The following is a 15,532-nucleotide window of genomic DNA, read 5'->3' as shown; positions in this document are numbered from 1 at the left end:
GTCACGCTCCATGACGGGGATCGAAGACGTCGCGCAACCCGTCGCCGAGCAGGTTGAACGCGAGGCTCACGAGCAGGATCGCGATGCCGGGCAGCGTCGCGACCCACCATGCGTCGAGCAGCACGTTGCGGCCCGACGCGACCATGAAGCCCCACTCGGGGCTCGGCGGCTGCGCGCCGAGGCCGAGAAAGCCGAGGCCCGCGACGGTCAGGATGATGCCGGCCATGTCGAGCGTCGCGCGCACGATCACCGACGACATGCACAGCGGCATGATGTAGCGCAGCAGGATGCGCGGGCCCGACGCACCCTGCAGCCGCGCGGCGTGGATGTAATCGGCCTGGGCGATGCGGATCGTCTCCGCGCGTGCGAGCCGCGCATACGCGGGCCACGCGGTGATCGAGATCGCGACGACCGCGTTGATGACGCCCGGCCCGAGCGCGGCCGCGAATGCGAGCGCGAGCACGATCTTCGGGAACGCGAGCGCGATGTCGGTGATGCGCATCAGCACGCTGTCGACGAAGCCGCCGCAATAGCCGGCCGTGGTGCCGATCAAGAGGCCGATCGGCACCACGATCACGACGACGAGCAGCGCGATGCCGAGCGTCAGGCGCGAACCGGCGATCAGCCGCGAGAGGATGTCGCGGCCGAGCTGGTCGGTGCCGAACCAGTGCGACGGCGAGCCGGGCGGCAGCAGCCGGTCGGACAGGACCTGGCGCAGCGGGTCGTGCGGCATGATCAGCGGGCCGACGATCGCAACGGCGATCAGCGCGACGAGGATCGCGAGCCCGAACAGGTTGAGCGGATTCGTGGCGAATCGGCGCCAGCGTCGGTAGGCAAGGCCGAGTGCGGCCTGCGAGCGCGACGCGGGCGCATCGGACAGCAGCCACGCGCGCAGTGTGAGGCGCTCGGCGTTCATGATTGGACGACCTTCGGCATCGGCGATGAAAGAAGCGGGGTGGAAGCGGTCATGTCGGGGCGGCCCTCAGCGCGCACGCGGATCGAACACGCGGTACAGCGCGTCGGTCAGCAGGTTGACGGTGATGAACATCGCGCCGATCACGAGCGTCGCACCGAGCACCGCGCTCATGTCGGCGTTCAGCAGCGCGCCCGTGAGGTACGAGCCGAGCCCCGGCCACGCGAACACGATCTCGGTCAGCACCGAGCCTTCGAGCAGGTTGCTGTACGTGAGCGCGATCACGGTGAGCAGCGGCACCATGATGTTGCCGAACGCATGCCGCCAGATCACGCGCCGCTCGGACAAGCCCTTCGCGCGCGCGGTGACGATGTATTCCTGGCTCAACTGGTCGAGCATGAACGAGCGCGTCATCCGGCTCAGGTACGCGACCGAGTAGTAGCCGAGGATCGCGGCCGGCAGCGCGATGTGCGATACCGCGTTGCGGAACACGTCCCACTCGCCCGCGAGCGCCGAGTCGATCAGCAGGCTGCCGGTGCGCGGGTCGACCATCCCGTCGTACACGGGGTCGAGCCGGCCCGGCCCGCCGACCCAGTGCAACCGCGCGTAGAACAGCAGCAGGCCCATCAGCCCGAGCCAGAACACCGGCACCGAATTGCCGATCAGCCCGACGAAGCGCGCGATGTGATCGATCGGCCGGTTGTGCTTCACGGCGGCCGCGACGCCGAGCGGCACGCCGATCGCAATGCCGATCAGGGTTGCGATCGTCGCGAGTTCGAGCGTGGCCGGAAACACGCGCTTGATGTCGTCGAGCACCGGGTTCGCGGTCAGCAGCGACACGCCGAGATTGCCGTGCAGCACGTCGCGCACGTAGATCAGGAATTGCGTGACGAGCGGCTTGTCGAGCCCGAGCGCGATGCGTTCGGCCGCATACGCCTCGGCCGACGCGCGATCGCCGAGGATCGCGAGCACGGGATCGATCGGCACCTTGCGGCCGATCACGAACGTCAGCGCGAGCAGCCCCGCGAACGTGACGGCGAGCGTGAGCGCCCAGCGCAGCACGCGCAGTGCCCAGCGCACGGCCGGGCGCCGCGCGGGCAGCGTGCGCAGTGCTTCGAGGGAGGAGGCGGGAGTCGACATGCGGCGAATCTTATTGCTTCTTCAGGTTGCGGTACGACACGAGATCGTTGATCGGCCCGACTTCGAGCCCGCTCACGCCGGGCCGCGTGGCGACCTGCGCGACTTTCTCGAACATGATCACGAACGGCGAGCGCGCGAGCATTTCCTTCTGCATCGTCTGATACAGCTGCGCGCGTTTCGCGGCGGTCGGTTCGGCGAGCGCGGTGTCGGTTTCCTTCGTCAGTTGCGGGATGTCCCAGCTGTTGCGCCAGGCCAGCATTTTATAGCTCGACTTGTCGGCGTTGTCCGGATTCCATGCGAAACCCTGCGCGTTGCTGTGCGGATCGATGTAGTCGGCCGACCATTCGCCGATGTAGATGTCGTGCTGGCGCGCGCGGTACTTCGCGAGCGTCTGCTTGTTGTCGCCGGGGATCAATTGCACCTTGATGCCGGCTTGCGCGAAGTTCGCCTGCACGGCCTGCGCGATTTCCGTGTACGGATAGTCGTTGCGCACGTCCATCGTCACCGAAAAGCCGTTCGGCACGCCGGCTTTCGCGAGCAGCGCCTTCGCCTTCGCGACGTCGAGCTTGTACGGGTTCGCGTTCAGCGTGCCGAGGAAGCCTTCGGGCAGGAAGGTCTGGTGCACCTTGTAGGTCGTCTTCACGACGTTGCCCTGGATGCCCGCATAGTCGACGAGCCATTTCAGCGCCTCCTGCACGTCGGGTTTCGCGAGCGTCGGGTTCTTCGTGTTCAGGCCGAGATACAGCAGCGTGGCCTGCGGCGAGGCCGACACCTTCGCCTTGCCGGATTTCACGACCGACGCCAGATCGTCGGGGCTCAGGTCGCGCGCCGCGTCGACGTCGCCGTTTTCCAGCAGCAAGCGCTGGCTCGCGGCTTCGGGCACGTGGCGCAGCACGATGCGCTTCATCGCGAGCGGCAGCCGGTAGCCGTCGAAGCGCTGCAGCACGATGCTGTCGCCGGCCGTCCACTTGACCAGCTTGTACGCGCCGGAACCGGCTTCGTTGGTCTTCAGCCACGCATTGCCGAAGTCGGTGCCTTGCTGATGCGACAGCAGCAGCTTCCTGTCCAGCACCGACGCGGGCCACGAGCCGAGCACGTTCAGCACGAAGGTCGGCGCGTACTTGCGGTCGGTCGTGACCGACACCGTCTGGTCGTCGAGCTTCTTCACGCTCGCCGCGACGTTGGCCTTCGTGAGGCCGATGCCGGTCAGCACGGCGGCCGGCCCTTTGTCGAGCAGCACCGCGCGCTGGATCGACCAGGCGACGTCGTCGGCCGTCAGCGGGTTGCCCGAGTGGAACTTGAGGCCGGGGCGCAGCTTGAACGTATAGGTCAGGCCGTCGGGGCTCACCGTCCACGACTGCGCGACATCGCCGTTGAATTTCGACGGATCGCGCAGGTCGACGCGCACGAGCCGGTCGTAGGTATTCGCGACGTATTCCTCCGGCACCAGTTCGTAGATCTCGCCCGGATCGAGCGTCGTGAATTCGTCGAGCAGCGTGGCCATCACGAACAGGTCCTTCGGCGTTTCCGCGCGCGCGGCGGAAAGCGGGACGGCGGCGAGAACGGATGCGGCGGCCAGCGCCGCGACGAGCCGGGATGTCAGGGGTTTCATCTGCGCTCCATGTGTCGTTGAAGTCGTCGAACGTGAACGGTGAGGGGAATGCGTATGGCCATCACATCAGGCGCCACGGGCCGCTTGCCGCGTTGTCGATCTGCGGCAACGCGTGTGAGCCGGGCAGTTCGTAGTGCCACCACTCGTCGTCGACGTGTGCGAAGCCGGCCGCGTGCATCACGCCGAGCAGCAGCAGGCGGTTGCGCTGCACGGCTTCGGGCAGCCCCGCGTGGAAGTGGCCGGATGCGGCGACCATCTCGTCGAAGCCGGTGCCCATGTCGAGCGGTTCGCCATTCGCATCGACGAGCGTCAGGTCGAGCGCGGTGCCGCGGCTGTGATTCGAGCCGCCGCCGGGATCGGCGATGAAGTCTGGGTCGGGCAGGAAATCCCACAGCACCAGCTGCGCTTGCGGCGGCCGGTACGCGTCGTAGATGCACAGCGTGAAGCCGGCTTGCGCGGCGACGCTCACCGCGCGGCGCAGTGCGGCTTCGGCCGGCGCCAGCAGCAGGCAGTGCGCGCGACGATAGATCTGCTTGCCGGTCAGGTTGCGATCGGTCGCGTAGACGAGATCGATGTCGACGTGATGCGTGGCGGGCGTGATTTCGACGAGGTGGTGGTCGTTCATCGGCGGTTCGGGTTCGGTCGGGCTCGCTCAGGATTCGAATTGGTCGAACGTGTGCTGCAGTTCGCGGTTACGCGCGACGCGCCGGTCGATCGCGGGGCCGAGGCGGTCGACCACGGCCGTGATCAGCAGGTTGAACAGGCAGGTGAGCGGCGCGAGCGAATCCCAGAACTGGCCGACGTCGGTCTTTACCTGCAGCAGGTCGGCCGGCCAGTCGCGCGCCCACGGGCACGACAGGTCGGTGACCAGCGCGTACGGCTGCCCGCGCTCGGCGGCCGCCTGGCAATAGCGGCGCGCGCTGCGCGAATATGCGCGCGTATCGGTGACGATGCAGTACGGCCGTTCGAATTCGGAGTTCAGCGAATCGACGTACGAGCCCGACTGGCCGTCGGAATAGAACACGCGCGGGCGCAGGTATTCGAGGTAGCTGCTGAATGCGTTGCTGATGCCGCGCGTCGACTGGATGCCGAGGATGAATACCGCGTCGGCCTGCGCGATCCGGTCGGCGACCTGCGCGAACACCGGGCCTTCGGCGAGCCGGTACACGTGGCGGATCGCGTCGAGTTCACGCTCGAGCGACGATGCGAGCGTGCCGTCGTTGCCGTCGCTATTGCCGTTGCGTTCGGCCGGCGGCGTGCCGGCTACGCGGCGGTACTCGTCGAGCCGGTCGGTGATCATCCACGGACGGTCGCCGCCGCCGCGCAGTTCGCGTTTCAGGTCGTCGAGATTGCGATAGCCGACGCTGCGCAGGAAGCGCCCGACCGAGATGCCGCTGGTGCCGGCCTGCTGCGCGATCTGGTCGGCCGTCTCGAGCCCGAGCCGGTCGAGGTTCGCGAGCATGTAGCTCGCGATGCGCTTGGCGGTCGGCGTCAGCTCGGCATAGCGGGATTCGACGGTATGGGCGAACGCGCAGGTCATCGGCTGTTAGATCGTTGTCGTCGAATGAGCGAATGTCATCCATCTAACAAAACCAAAATCATTCGCGCCAGCGGATAAAAACTATGGTGTGAGGATAGGTGATAGGGGCGGGTGGCCGCCGGGCCGGTGGAGATCGGCAACTTTTGTGTTACGGCGAGCATGGCGCGCCGATTTGATCAGTCATGCGAATCAATGGCGTTGCATCGGCGCGCATGTTTCGATCTTCCGTCGCTATCGCTCATCCTCCCGCTGCAACGCAATAATTACAAAATTAAAGTAAATCAGATTAAATCATTAATTCAGGTTAATAATTCATTTAATTTTTGTGATGATTTGGATTTAACTTGAGTCGCGGGATCCTTGATTTTCGATAATCGAAAAACGGCAGGTATTCCGTAATGGAAGTGTTCAAGGTTGCAGGAATGAAGAGGAAACCATGACGAATCTTTCTCGACGCAAAATGCTGGCAGGTACGGCCGGCGCCATTGCTGCGGCAGGCATCGCGGTGTCGGCCAAGGCCGCCTCGTTCGGTAATCCGGACCGCCCGCCGGAAGGTGCGGTGAATGCACTCAATCGCCAGAGCGTGACCGACCCGGGCCCTAAAAATCCGGCCATCGCCAATCAATTTCCGTCCTTTCAAAATCCGCCGGCCACCGATATCAACGGGATGCCGTTATTCTGGGCGTCGTTCAATAATGCGCATAAACGCATCCAGAATGGCGGCTGGGCGCGCGAAGTCACGCAGGACGATTTTGCGATTTCCGAAACCATCTCCGGCGTCAACATGCGCCTGACGCGCGGCGGCATTCGCGAGATGCACTGGCACCAGCAGGCCGAGTGGGCGATCATGCTCGACGGCCGCTGCCGGATCACGGTGCTCGACGAGTTGGGGCGGCCGTCGGTGCAGGACGTCAAGACCGGCGATCTCTGGTATTTCCCGCCCGGCCTGCCGCATTCGCTGCAGGGCCTCGGCACCGACGGCGCCGAATTCCTGCTCGCGTTCGATAACGGCCGCGCATCGGAATTCAACACGCTGCTGCTGACCGACTGGATCGCGCATACGCCGCCCGACGTGCTCGCACTCAACTTCGGCGTGCCGGCCGATGCGTTCAGGAACGTTCCGCTCGACAACCTGTGGATCTTCCAGGGCGACGAACCGGGCCCGCTCGCGGAAGCGCAGCGCGCGTCGGCTGCGTCGGCCGGGGCGCCGCCGCATCCGTTCATCTTCTCGCTCGGCGACATGAAGCCCGTCAGGAAGACGCGCGGCGGCGAAGTGCGGATCGCGGACAGCACCAACTTCAACGTGTCGACGACCGTCGCGGCGGCGCTCGTCACCGTGCACCCGGGCGGCATGCGCGAGCTGCACTGGCACCCGAACGCGGACGAATGGCAGTACTACCTGCAGGGCGAAGCGCGGATGACCGTGTTCGACACGGGGCCGAAGGCGCAGACGGCCGACTTCCGCGCGGGCGACGTCGGCTACGTGAAGAAGAGTCTCGGGCACTACGTGCAGAACACCGGCCAGACCGATCTCGTGTTCCTCGAGATCTTCAAGACCGACCGCTACGCGGAGGTGTCGCTGTCCGACTGGCTCGCGCATACGCCGCCGAAGCTCGTCGAAGCGCATCTGAACGTCGCGCCCGACGTGATCGCGCAGTTTCCGCGCAATCGTCCCGACGTCGTGCCGCTGTAACGCGGTATGCGCAGTGCAGCGCCGCGGCCGGCAGGCGGCATGCCGGCCGCGGCGCCCGCTCCCGAATCGGTCTTCCTCATTCGAACGGAAACTCCACCATGCTTCCCGTCCCGAGCAAACCTGCCGGCGGCCTCGTGCTGCCGGGCCCGTCTCCCGAGCGTATCGACGGCGCGACGCGTGCCGCGCTGGAAGGGCGCCGCACCGGCGTCGCCGCGCTGCTGCCGTTCGTCGGCCCGGCCGTGATCGCGTCGATCGGCTATATGGATCCCGGCAACTTCGCGACCAACATCCAGGCCGGCGCCGCGTACGGCTACCGGCTGCTGTGGGTCGTGCTGGCCGCGAACACGATCGCGATGCTGTTCCAGGCGATGTCCGCGAAGCTCGGCATCGTGACCGGCCGCAATCTGGCCGAGCTGTGCCGCGACCGTTTCCCCGCGCCCGTCGTGTGGAGCATGTGGATCGCGTCCGAGATCGCCGCGATGGCGACCGATCTTGCCGAATTCCTCGGCGGCGCGCTCGCGTTCGGGCTGTTGTGCCACCTGTCGCTGTTCGCGGGGATGATCGCGACGGCGCTGGCGACCTGCGCGATCCTCGCGCTCGAAAAGCGCGGCTTCCGGCCGCTGGAGGCCGCGATCGCGGCGCTGGTCGGCGTGATCGGCGCGTGCTATCTCGGCGAACTGTTGATCGCGCCGCAGGACTGGCACGCGGCCGCGTTCCATCTGGTCGTCCCGCAGATTCCGGATCACGCGGCGCTGACGATCGCGGTCGGGATCATCGGCGCGACGATCATGCCGCACACGCTGTACCTGCATTCGGGGCTCACGCAGGATCGCACCGCGCCGCGCGACGACGCGGAGCGGCGGCGACTCGTGCGGTTCTCGAACCGCGAGGTCGTCGTGGCGCTCGGGTTGGCCGGATTCGTGAATCTCGCGATGGTGATGATGGCGTCGTCGGCGTTCCATCTGAGTGCGCCGGGCATGACCGATATCGGCGATGCGTATCACACGCTGATCCCGGTGCTCGGTCCGGCGGCCGGCGCGCTGTTTCTCGTCGCGCTGCTGACGTCGGGCGTATCGAGTTCGGTGGTCGGCACGATGGCCGGGCAGGTCGTGATGCAGGGCTTCATCCACCGCCGCATGTCGGTCTGGGTGCGGCGCGCGGTGACGATCGCGCCCGCATTCGCGGTGGTCGCGCTCGGCTGCGACGTCACCCGTGCGATGGTCGAGAGCCAGGTCGTGCTGAGCTTCGTGCTGCCGATGCCGATGATCGCGCTGCTGATGCTGTCGGCGCGCGCGGACGTGATGGGCGCTTACGCGATGCGGATGCCGCTGCGGATCGTCGCCGGCGCGGCGACGGTCGTGATCGTCGGGTTGAATGCCTACCTGGTGTGGGCGGCATTCGGTTGACCGGCAGCGGCCCGGTGCCTACTGCTGCATGTCCGGCGCTTCGCGCAGCCGCCAGATCGCGTTGCACTGCTGGCCGCCGAGGCTCGTCGAGCGCAGCGTGATGACGGCGCCGGCCGCTACCTGATACGAGAAATGCGCCATCAGTTCGGTGCCCTTGCGCTGGGCCTGCCCGTCGACCCGCACTTCGCACCGCAGCGGTGACGGTGAGCCGGACGGGTGCGTGACGTAGACGTTCAGCCGCGCGATGTCGCGGGTCGCGGTGAATACCGCTTCGTGGTTTCCGCTGCCGACGAGCATCGTGCCGCCCGGTTCGTCGATCGCCTGCAGATACGCGCCCGCGCTGGCCTCGATCGCTGCGGACGACACGGCCAGCCCGGCCGATTGCACGTAGTCCGCCGCGGCGATGCGTGCGGCGACGGCGTCGGACGGTGCCGGTGTGCCGTCCGACAGCGCGAACGGCGTGCCGTCGCGCAGCGCGGCGTCGATGTGGTTCGTGTAGTAGCGCCACCGGTCGAGGAAGCGGATATCGCCGGTCATGTGCAGTGCGCGGATCGGTTCGCCCTGATACCGGAGCGTCGTCTTGCCGCTGCCCGCATCGAACGATTCGTGAATGCCGTACTTGCTGACGAAGTTCTGGACCGGGTCGAGCAGCGTCGTTTCGCCTTGCGCGCTCCACAGATGCAGGAAGGTCGTATCGATGCCGAAGCATTCCTGGAAATCGGTACCGATGCGGGCCATGCAGTCGCGCAGGTGATCGGCATAACGCGCCCAGGCATCGGCCGTTCCGGCCACGAGCCCGGCCTGCAGCGCGCCGCCGTGGCGTGCGTTGACTTCATCGACGACGAGACGCCAGTGATGGTCGCGCCGCTCGCCGATCAGCGGCGTGACGACGAACGTGCAGAACAGCGGGTCGGGGCACACATGGATCCGGTCATCGCCGATCTGCGAGAACAGGTCGAATTGTGGCGCGCAGAACCAGATATCGGCGTCGTACAGCGCGAGCTTGCGGATCTGCGGATGGCGCGCGCAATATTCGGCGGCCTCGATGAAGCGGCCGACCGGCAGCGCATACGCGTCCGACGCGTCGATCACGTCGACCGACTGACTGGCGAGGATCTGCCGCTTGCGTTCGGACAGCCCGTAGCCGATCACGGCGATCCGCCCGTCGTAGCCGGTCTGTCGCAGCGACAGCAGGAACGGCACGAGCATTTCATACCACGCGCGGTTGTTGTCGTTGATCGCGACGCAGACTGCGTGCTCGCTCGAATGCATGTTGTTTCCCCGTTACGTGTGCCCGGCGCGGCATCGGCGTGGTGCCGGCCATTGTAGATCGCGGCTGTCGCACGGCGCAGCGCCGGCGTGGCGGCCGGCGGCGATGACCCGTGCTCCGGCAGGGCCGGGTGCGCGGGCCGCCGCGATTACTTCGCGAGCGTCCGGTACGACACGAGGTCGTTGATCGGCCCGATCTCCGGCCCGGTCGCGCCGGGGCGCGTCGCAACCTGCACGACCTTCTCGAACATGATGATGAACGGCGAGTTCGCGAGCACGGCCTTCTGCAGTGCCTCGTAACGCTGCGCGCGCTTCGCGGGCGACGGCTCGACGAGCGCGGCCTCGGTGTCCTTCGTCAGTTGCGGAATGTCCCAGCTGTTGCGCCACGCGAGCATCTTCGTCGGCGACTGATCCGAGTTGTCCGGATTCCACGCGAAGCCGCGCGCGTTACTGTTCGGGTCCATGTAATCGGGCGACCATTCGCCGATGAAGATGTCGTGCTGGCGCGCGCGGTACTTGCCGATCGCCTGCTTCGCATCGCCGGGGATCAGCTTCACGCGGATGCCGCCCTGCGCGAAGTTCGCCTGCAGCGCCTGCGCGATCTCGAGGTACGGATAGTCGTTCGGCATGTCCATCGTCACGTCGAAGCCGTTCGGCAAGCCGGCCTTCGCGAGCAGCGCCTTCGCCTTCGCGACGTCCTGCTTGTACGGCCGCGCGTTCGACGCGCCGAGGAAGCCTTCGGGCAGGAAGGTCTGGTGCACCTTGTAGGTCGTGCTGACGATGTTGCGCTGGATGCCGTCGTAGTCGACCAGCCATTTCATCGCCTGCTGCACCTCCGGTTTCGCGAGGTTCGGGTTCTTCGTGTTCAGGCTCAGGTACAGCAGCGCGGATACCGGCCACGACGCGACCTTGATCTTGCCGGCCTTCGTCAGCGCGGCGAGGCTGTCGGGGCTCAGGTTGCGCGCGGCGTCGGCGTCGCCGTTCTCCAGCAGCAGCCGTTGCGCGGACGCTTCGGGCACGTGGCGCAGCACGACCCGCTTCATCGGGTACGGCGTGCGGTACTTCTCGAAACGCTGCAGCACGATGGTCTCGTTCGGCGTCCACTTGACGAGCTGGTACGGGCCCGAGCCCGCATCGTTGGTCCGCAGCCAGCCGCTGCCGAAATCGTTGGCCTGCTGGTGCGACAGCAGGAGCTTCTTGTCGAACACCGAGGCCGGGCACGCGCTCAGCACGTTGAGCACGAAGCTCGGCGCGTACTTGCGGTCGGTTTCGAGCACGACGGTCTGCGGATCGACCACGCGCACCTTCTGCATCACGTTCGCCTTCGTGAGGCCGAGATCGGCGAGCACGCCGGCCGGCCCCTTGTCGAGCAGGATGGTGCGCTGCAGCGACCATGCGACGTCGTCGGCGGTCACCGGGTTGCCGGAATGGAACGTGAGGCCGGGGCGGAGCTTGAACGTGTAGGTCGTGCCGTCGGCGCCGACGGTCCACGATTGCGCGATCTGTCCGTCGAAGCGTGTCGGGTCCTTCAGGTCGACGCGCACCAGGCGTTCGTAGGTGTTCGCGACATATTCGGACGGCACCAGCTCGTAGATCCCGCTCGGGTCGAGGGTCGTGAATTCGCCGAGCTGCGTGGCGACGACGAAGATGCCGGGCGGCGTGGCAGCCTGCGCCGGCAGCGCCGGAACAAGCGCGACGAGCGCGGCGCTGACGAACAACCGGGACAGCAGGTGCTTCATGCGGGCTCCATCGAAAAGGAATCGTGGTGCGATTCTCTCATCGACGGGCGCCCGGATGAAAATATTCGGCGTACGCGCAGGCTCGCGCGCAGCGGCGGGCCGGGCGGGCGCCCGGCACCGGCGGGCGTCAGATCGCGCAGCGTGCGATCGCGAAGCGCATCGCTTCCTCGGCCGGCTCGCTACCCGAGCCGCGGACGACCTTGATGACCGAGCCGTTGCCCGACGGCGTCAGCGTGACGAAGTACGAATTCGAGCCGACGGAGATGTCGGTCACGCCGTTGTGCTGCGATTGTTCGGTGCCGGACAGGCGGCTGTCGAGGCAGTTCGCGATCGCGTAGGCCGGACGTTGCGACGACACGTAGATCATCGGCGCGGCACCCGAGGAAGCCGAATCGGACGAGGGCGCGGAACCGCAGGCGGCGAGCAGGGCGGCGGGAAGGAGCAGCAGGAATCGTTTCATGGTCGGTCGTCGTGTGTCTCGTATCGAGGCTGGGGCGCGGGGTAGGCGAAACGCGAAGCTTCGCGACGAAACCGCCCGGAATCGGGCCGTTTTTTGACGGACGACGATGCGACAGGCGGCTGACGACGGAGTATACCCGCAGCATTTGAAGCCGTTGGCGCGTTGAAACGATTCGATACACAACAAGCACAAGCACCCGCTACCGCATCGCGGCAGCGGGCGTTTCAGGTGATGGCGAATGGGCGCTTGCCGGTGTTGTCGCTGTTATTGGCCGATCTTGTTGCTGACCGCATTTTCCTGCTGGTTCAGCACGTGCTTTTCGCTCTTCGTGATGTGGCTGCGATCCTGCGCAGCCATGTCCCGCTCTTCCTGGCGGATCTTGCGGTCGTCACGATGCAGGCGTGCTGCCTGGGCGTGCGACATCTCGCCTTCCTTCACTTCGTGATGGATGCGGCGATTCTGGTTCGCGAGGCGCTGGTTGACCTCTTCGCGGCGCGGATGCGCCTGTTGCCACGGCGTGTCGGCGAACGCGGTGCCGGTCAGCACCGACATCAGGGTGGCGGCAATCGCGATTTGGCGGGTAAGGGCTCGCATGGTGTTTTCTCCTGTCGTTGCGCGTCCGGATCGTGGGCGCATGAGGAAAAAACGCGGGGCGGGCACCGGCTGTTGACGTTTCCGCCTGTATCGATTGCAAGTCTTTATTACGTCGGCGGGGGGGCGGCGCGGGCCCGGGCGTGCAGGACACCGGGCCCGGCCAAAGCGGGTACGGATCAATGCGCGCCGGCCGCCGCCGCATCGGCATCGCCGCCGCCCGAGCGCGACGGTTTCGTGATCCAGATGAGCGGGATGATCGCGATGAAGATGATCGCCGACACGAAGAAGATGTCGTTCAATCCCATCACGGCCGCCTGCGAATCGACCGAGGCGTTGAAGAACGCGAGCGCCGAATCGGGGCCGATGTGCAGCAGCGAGCGCGTCGCGTCGACCTGCTGCGTGAAAACCGGGTTGGTGACGCTCGCCTGTTCGGTGAGCCGCACGTGATGCAGGATCGTGCGGTCGTTCCACGCATTGCTGATCAGCGACGTGCCTACCGCGCCGCAGAACGTGCGGCCGAAATTCGACAGGCCGGCCGCGGCCGGGATCTTTTCGGGCGGCAGCCCGGACAGGATGATCGACGTCAGCGGCACGAAGAACATCGCCATCGGAATGCCCTGCAGCAGCGTCGGCAGCACGAGATCCCAGCGCGACACGTCGGTGTAGAAGGTCGTGCGCATCATGAATACGACCGCGAAGCCGACGAACGCGAGCGTCGCGATGTAGCGCGGATCGGTGCGCGGCAGCAGGCGCCCCATCACCGGGGTGAGCAGGACCGCGAACAGCCCGAGCGGCGCGGTGGCGAGCCCCGAATCGACCGCCCGGTAGCCGAGGTAGCCCTGCATCCATTGCGGCAGCAGCACGAGCGTGCCGAAGAACATCCCGTACGCGACCGAGATCGCGATCGTGCCGCCCGCGAAGTTGCGCTGCGTGAAGAGCCGCAAATCGACGATCGGGTTGGCCTCGTGCAGCTCCCACACGAGGAAGAACGCGAAGCCGATCAGCGCGACGATGCCCAGCGCGACGACGACGGGCGAGTTGAACCAGTCGAGGTCCTTGCCCTTGTCGAGCATGATCTGCAGCGACGCGACCCACAGCACGAGCAGCAGCAGGCCGACGGTATCGATCGGCAGGCGGCGCGTGGCCGATTCGCGGTCGCGGAACACGAACCACGTGACGGCCGCCGCGAAGAAGCCGACCGGGATGTTGATGTAGAAGATCCACGACCAGTTGTAGTCGTAGGTGATCCAGCCGCCAAGCGACGGCCCCGCGATCGGGCCGACGAGCGCCGTCATCGACCACAGCGCGAGCGCGCTCGACGATTTCTGCCGCGGCCACGCGCCGAGCAGCAGCGCCTGCGACAGCGGCGCGAGCGGCCCCGCGACTGCGCCCTGCAGGATCCGCGCGGCGAGCAGCGTCGGCAGGTTCGGCGCGATCCCGCACAGCCACGACGCGAACACGAACAGCAGGATCGACGTGACGAACAGGCGCACCTGGCCGAAGCGCTGGGTCAGCCAGCCCGTCAGCGGAATCGACACCGCGTTCGCGGCCGCGAAGATCGTGATCACCCACGTGCCTTCGTCGACCGACACGCCGAGGTCGCCCGAGATCGTCGGGATCGCGACGTTCGCGATCGACGAGTCGAGCACGTTCATGAACATGGCGAGCGAGACCGCGATCGTGCCGATCGCGAGCTTGGCGCCCGACAGCGGCGCCTGGGGTGACGGAGATGGCATGGTGTTCCTGCGTGATGAAAGGGGGCCGGGCGGCGCGCACCGGCGGGCGCGCACGCGCGTGCGGCGCCTGCGCGGGCGGGCCGCGCAGCGGACGGACACGCACCGCGCGCGGGCGGCCCGGCAAACAGGGGCCGTCCGCGCGCAGCGTGCGGTTCAGGCGTTCAATCGGATCGGCGAAGCCGTGACGGGCTCCGGGGCGCGGGCAGGCCGGTCAGGAAGGCGCGACGCGCGTGACGCGCCGGCGGGCAGCGGGCACGTGGCTGCCGTCGCGTGTGCGGTGGTTTTTCATGGGCACAGGCTAACGACGCGGCGAACGGCGATCAACGCTCGCGCGGTCATTAATTCCTTTCGTGCGGCGCAATAATGCGGTCGACGTGCATCGATGGCTGGTCGTACGGTGCCGGTTACGGTGCAGCTCGCCACGCGGTGAAGACTTCCGTCAGGAACTCGACGAATGCGCGCACCTTGCTGTCGAGCGTTGCGCGCTTCGGGTACAGCGCGTGCAGCTCGACGTCGTCGGTACGGTGCCAGTCGGGCAGCACGATTTCGAGTTCGTTGTTCTCGAGCCGCCGCGTGGTGAAGTGCGTCGAAATCAGCGCGATGCCGCCGCCGCTCGCGGCCTGGCGCAGTACCGTGACCGATTCGTTCGAGATCAGCACGGGCCGCACCGGTACTTCTGCGACGTCGCCGGCTGCGTTGGTGAGCCGCAGCGTCAGGCCGGGCGTGTCGCGGCCGACGAACAGGATGTCGTGCTCCGCGAGATCCTGCGGCGTGCGCGGCCGGCCGGTGCGGTCGAGATAGTGCGGGCTGGCCGCGAGCTTCGCGTGCGACCAGCCGAGCGAGCGCGCGACATAGCCGGAATCGGTCAGCACGCCCGTGCGCAGCGCGACGTCAAAGCCGTGTTCGACGAGATCGAGTGCGCTGTTGTCGTAGATCAGCACGAGCTGGACCAGCGGATAGCGCCGGCGAAACTCGGCCAGCGCCGGCTCCAGTTCCAGCAGGCCGATCGCGTAGGGCACCAGCACGCGCAACGTGCCTTCGGGCTCGGTGCGCAGCGCACGGGCCTGGCGGTCGGCGTCGAGCAGGATTTCCTCGGCACGCAGGCAGCGCTCGTAATAGTCGCGGCCGGCTTCGGTGACGGAGACGCGGCGTGTCGTGCGGTAGAGCAGCTGCACACCGAGATCGTCCTCGAGCTGCCTGACCTTGCGGCTCACGCGGCTGAGCGGCATGTCGAGTTGCGTGGCGGCGGCCGTGAAGCTGCCGCGTTCCACCACGCGCAAGAATATCCGGATGCTTTCGAGGTCCATACAGGGCATATCAGGGTTCGGCCTGCGCGCATCTTACCGTCGCGCGCCGGATCGCTGCGGGTCGCGCCGATTATCCTGCCCGGTGCAATAACGCATCCTGCCGCTGCCCCGTAGTGGCGGCCG

The 15,532-nt window shown here is 66.8% G+C and carries 13 protein-coding genes; 2 read left to right on the top strand and 11 right to left on the bottom strand.

Annotated elements, in window-relative coordinates:
• Position 1: 1 nt before the first annotated feature.
• The 5 genes from nikC to sapR all read right to left on the bottom strand — a co-directional run bounded on the left by nikC (position 2) and on the right by sapR (position 5,205).
• Positions 2 to 916, bottom strand: coding sequence for a nickel transporter permease (gene nikC, locus OHZ10_RS28430; RefSeq protein WP_059240243.1), 915 nt, complete (start codon positions 914 to 916; stop codon positions 2 to 4).
• Positions 917 to 982: 66 nt separating this feature from the next.
• Entirely contained in the window at positions 983 to 2,053 is a 1,071-nt protein-coding gene (locus OHZ10_RS28425; RefSeq protein WP_256086253.1) for an ABC transporter permease, read from the bottom strand.
• A gap of 10 nt (positions 2,054 to 2,063) precedes the next feature.
• Positions 2,064 to 3,665: an ABC transporter substrate-binding protein gene (locus OHZ10_RS28420; protein ID WP_342705082.1), complete on the bottom strand. Its 1,602-nt coding sequence runs from the start codon at positions 3,663 to 3,665 to the stop codon at positions 2,064 to 2,066.
• A gap of 61 nt (positions 3,666 to 3,726) precedes the next feature.
• Positions 3,727 to 4,290 carry a D-alanyl-D-alanine dipeptidase gene (ddpX, locus tag OHZ10_RS28415; protein WP_342705081.1) on the bottom strand — a complete coding sequence of 188 codons (564 nt, stop codon included), beginning with the start codon at positions 4,288 to 4,290 and terminating at the stop codon, positions 3,727 to 3,729.
• Positions 4,291 to 4,317: 27 nt separating this feature from the next.
• Positions 4,318 to 5,205 carry a sap1 transcriptional regulator SapR gene (sapR, locus tag OHZ10_RS28410; RefSeq protein ID WP_342705080.1) on the bottom strand — a complete coding sequence of 296 codons (888 nt, stop codon included), beginning with the start codon at positions 5,203 to 5,205 and terminating at the stop codon, positions 4,318 to 4,320.
• A 436-nt stretch (positions 5,206 to 5,641) separates the two neighbouring features.
• Between sapR and OHZ10_RS28405 the strand changes: the two genes are divergently transcribed.
• A complete protein-coding gene (locus OHZ10_RS28405) occupies positions 5,642 to 6,898 on the top strand; it encodes an oxalate decarboxylase family bicupin (RefSeq protein WP_174991243.1) in 1,257 nt (418 codons plus the stop codon).
• Between the two features lie 98 nt (positions 6,899 to 6,996).
• Positions 6,997 to 8,304: an Nramp family divalent metal transporter gene (locus OHZ10_RS28400; protein WP_342705079.1), complete on the top strand. Its 1,308-nt coding sequence runs from the start codon at positions 6,997 to 6,999 to the stop codon at positions 8,302 to 8,304.
• Positions 8,305 to 8,322: 18 nt separating this feature from the next.
• On the opposite strand, the gene OHZ10_RS28395 is transcribed toward OHZ10_RS28400, so the two are convergent.
• From OHZ10_RS28395 to OHZ10_RS28370, 6 genes are all read right to left on the bottom strand, one after another.
• Positions 8,323 to 9,576, bottom strand: a complete 1,254-nt coding sequence (locus tag OHZ10_RS28395) for a hypothetical protein (protein ID WP_342705078.1) — start codon at positions 9,574 to 9,576, stop codon at positions 8,323 to 8,325.
• Positions 9,577 to 9,722: 146 nt separating this feature from the next.
• Positions 9,723 to 11,312 (bottom strand): ABC transporter substrate-binding protein, encoded by a 1,590-nt coding sequence (locus tag OHZ10_RS28390; RefSeq protein ID WP_342705077.1) that lies wholly within the window; start codon positions 11,310 to 11,312, stop codon positions 9,723 to 9,725.
• A 127-nt stretch (positions 11,313 to 11,439) separates the two neighbouring features.
• On the bottom strand, positions 11,440 to 11,772 hold the full coding sequence (locus OHZ10_RS28385; RefSeq protein ID WP_059240260.1) for a hypothetical protein: 333 nt from the start codon (positions 11,770 to 11,772) through the stop codon (positions 11,440 to 11,442).
• 264 nt (positions 11,773 to 12,036) lie between these two features.
• The gene (locus tag OHZ10_RS28380; RefSeq protein ID WP_059240262.1) at positions 12,037 to 12,366 is read right to left on the bottom strand and encodes a hypothetical protein; all 330 of its coding nucleotides are present in this window, start codon (positions 12,364 to 12,366) and stop codon (positions 12,037 to 12,039) included.
• Positions 12,367 to 12,542: 176 nt separating this feature from the next.
• Positions 12,543 to 14,102, bottom strand: coding sequence for a DHA2 family efflux MFS transporter permease subunit (locus OHZ10_RS28375; RefSeq protein ID WP_342705076.1), 1,560 nt, complete (start codon positions 14,100 to 14,102; stop codon positions 12,543 to 12,545).
• 404 nt (positions 14,103 to 14,506) lie between these two features.
• A complete protein-coding gene (locus tag OHZ10_RS28370; RefSeq protein WP_059240266.1) occupies positions 14,507 to 15,409 on the bottom strand; it encodes a LysR family transcriptional regulator in 903 nt (300 codons plus the stop codon).
• Between the last annotated feature and the right edge of the window lie 123 nt (positions 15,410 to 15,532).

The sequence above is a fragment of the Burkholderia arboris genome, assembly GCF_038723655.1.
GTDB classification, from domain to species: domain Bacteria; phylum Pseudomonadota; class Gammaproteobacteria; order Burkholderiales; family Burkholderiaceae; genus Burkholderia; species Burkholderia arboris.
The sequence above is the reverse complement of the archived record's forward strand: the minus strand, read 5'-3'. Positions and strand labels throughout refer to the sequence as shown.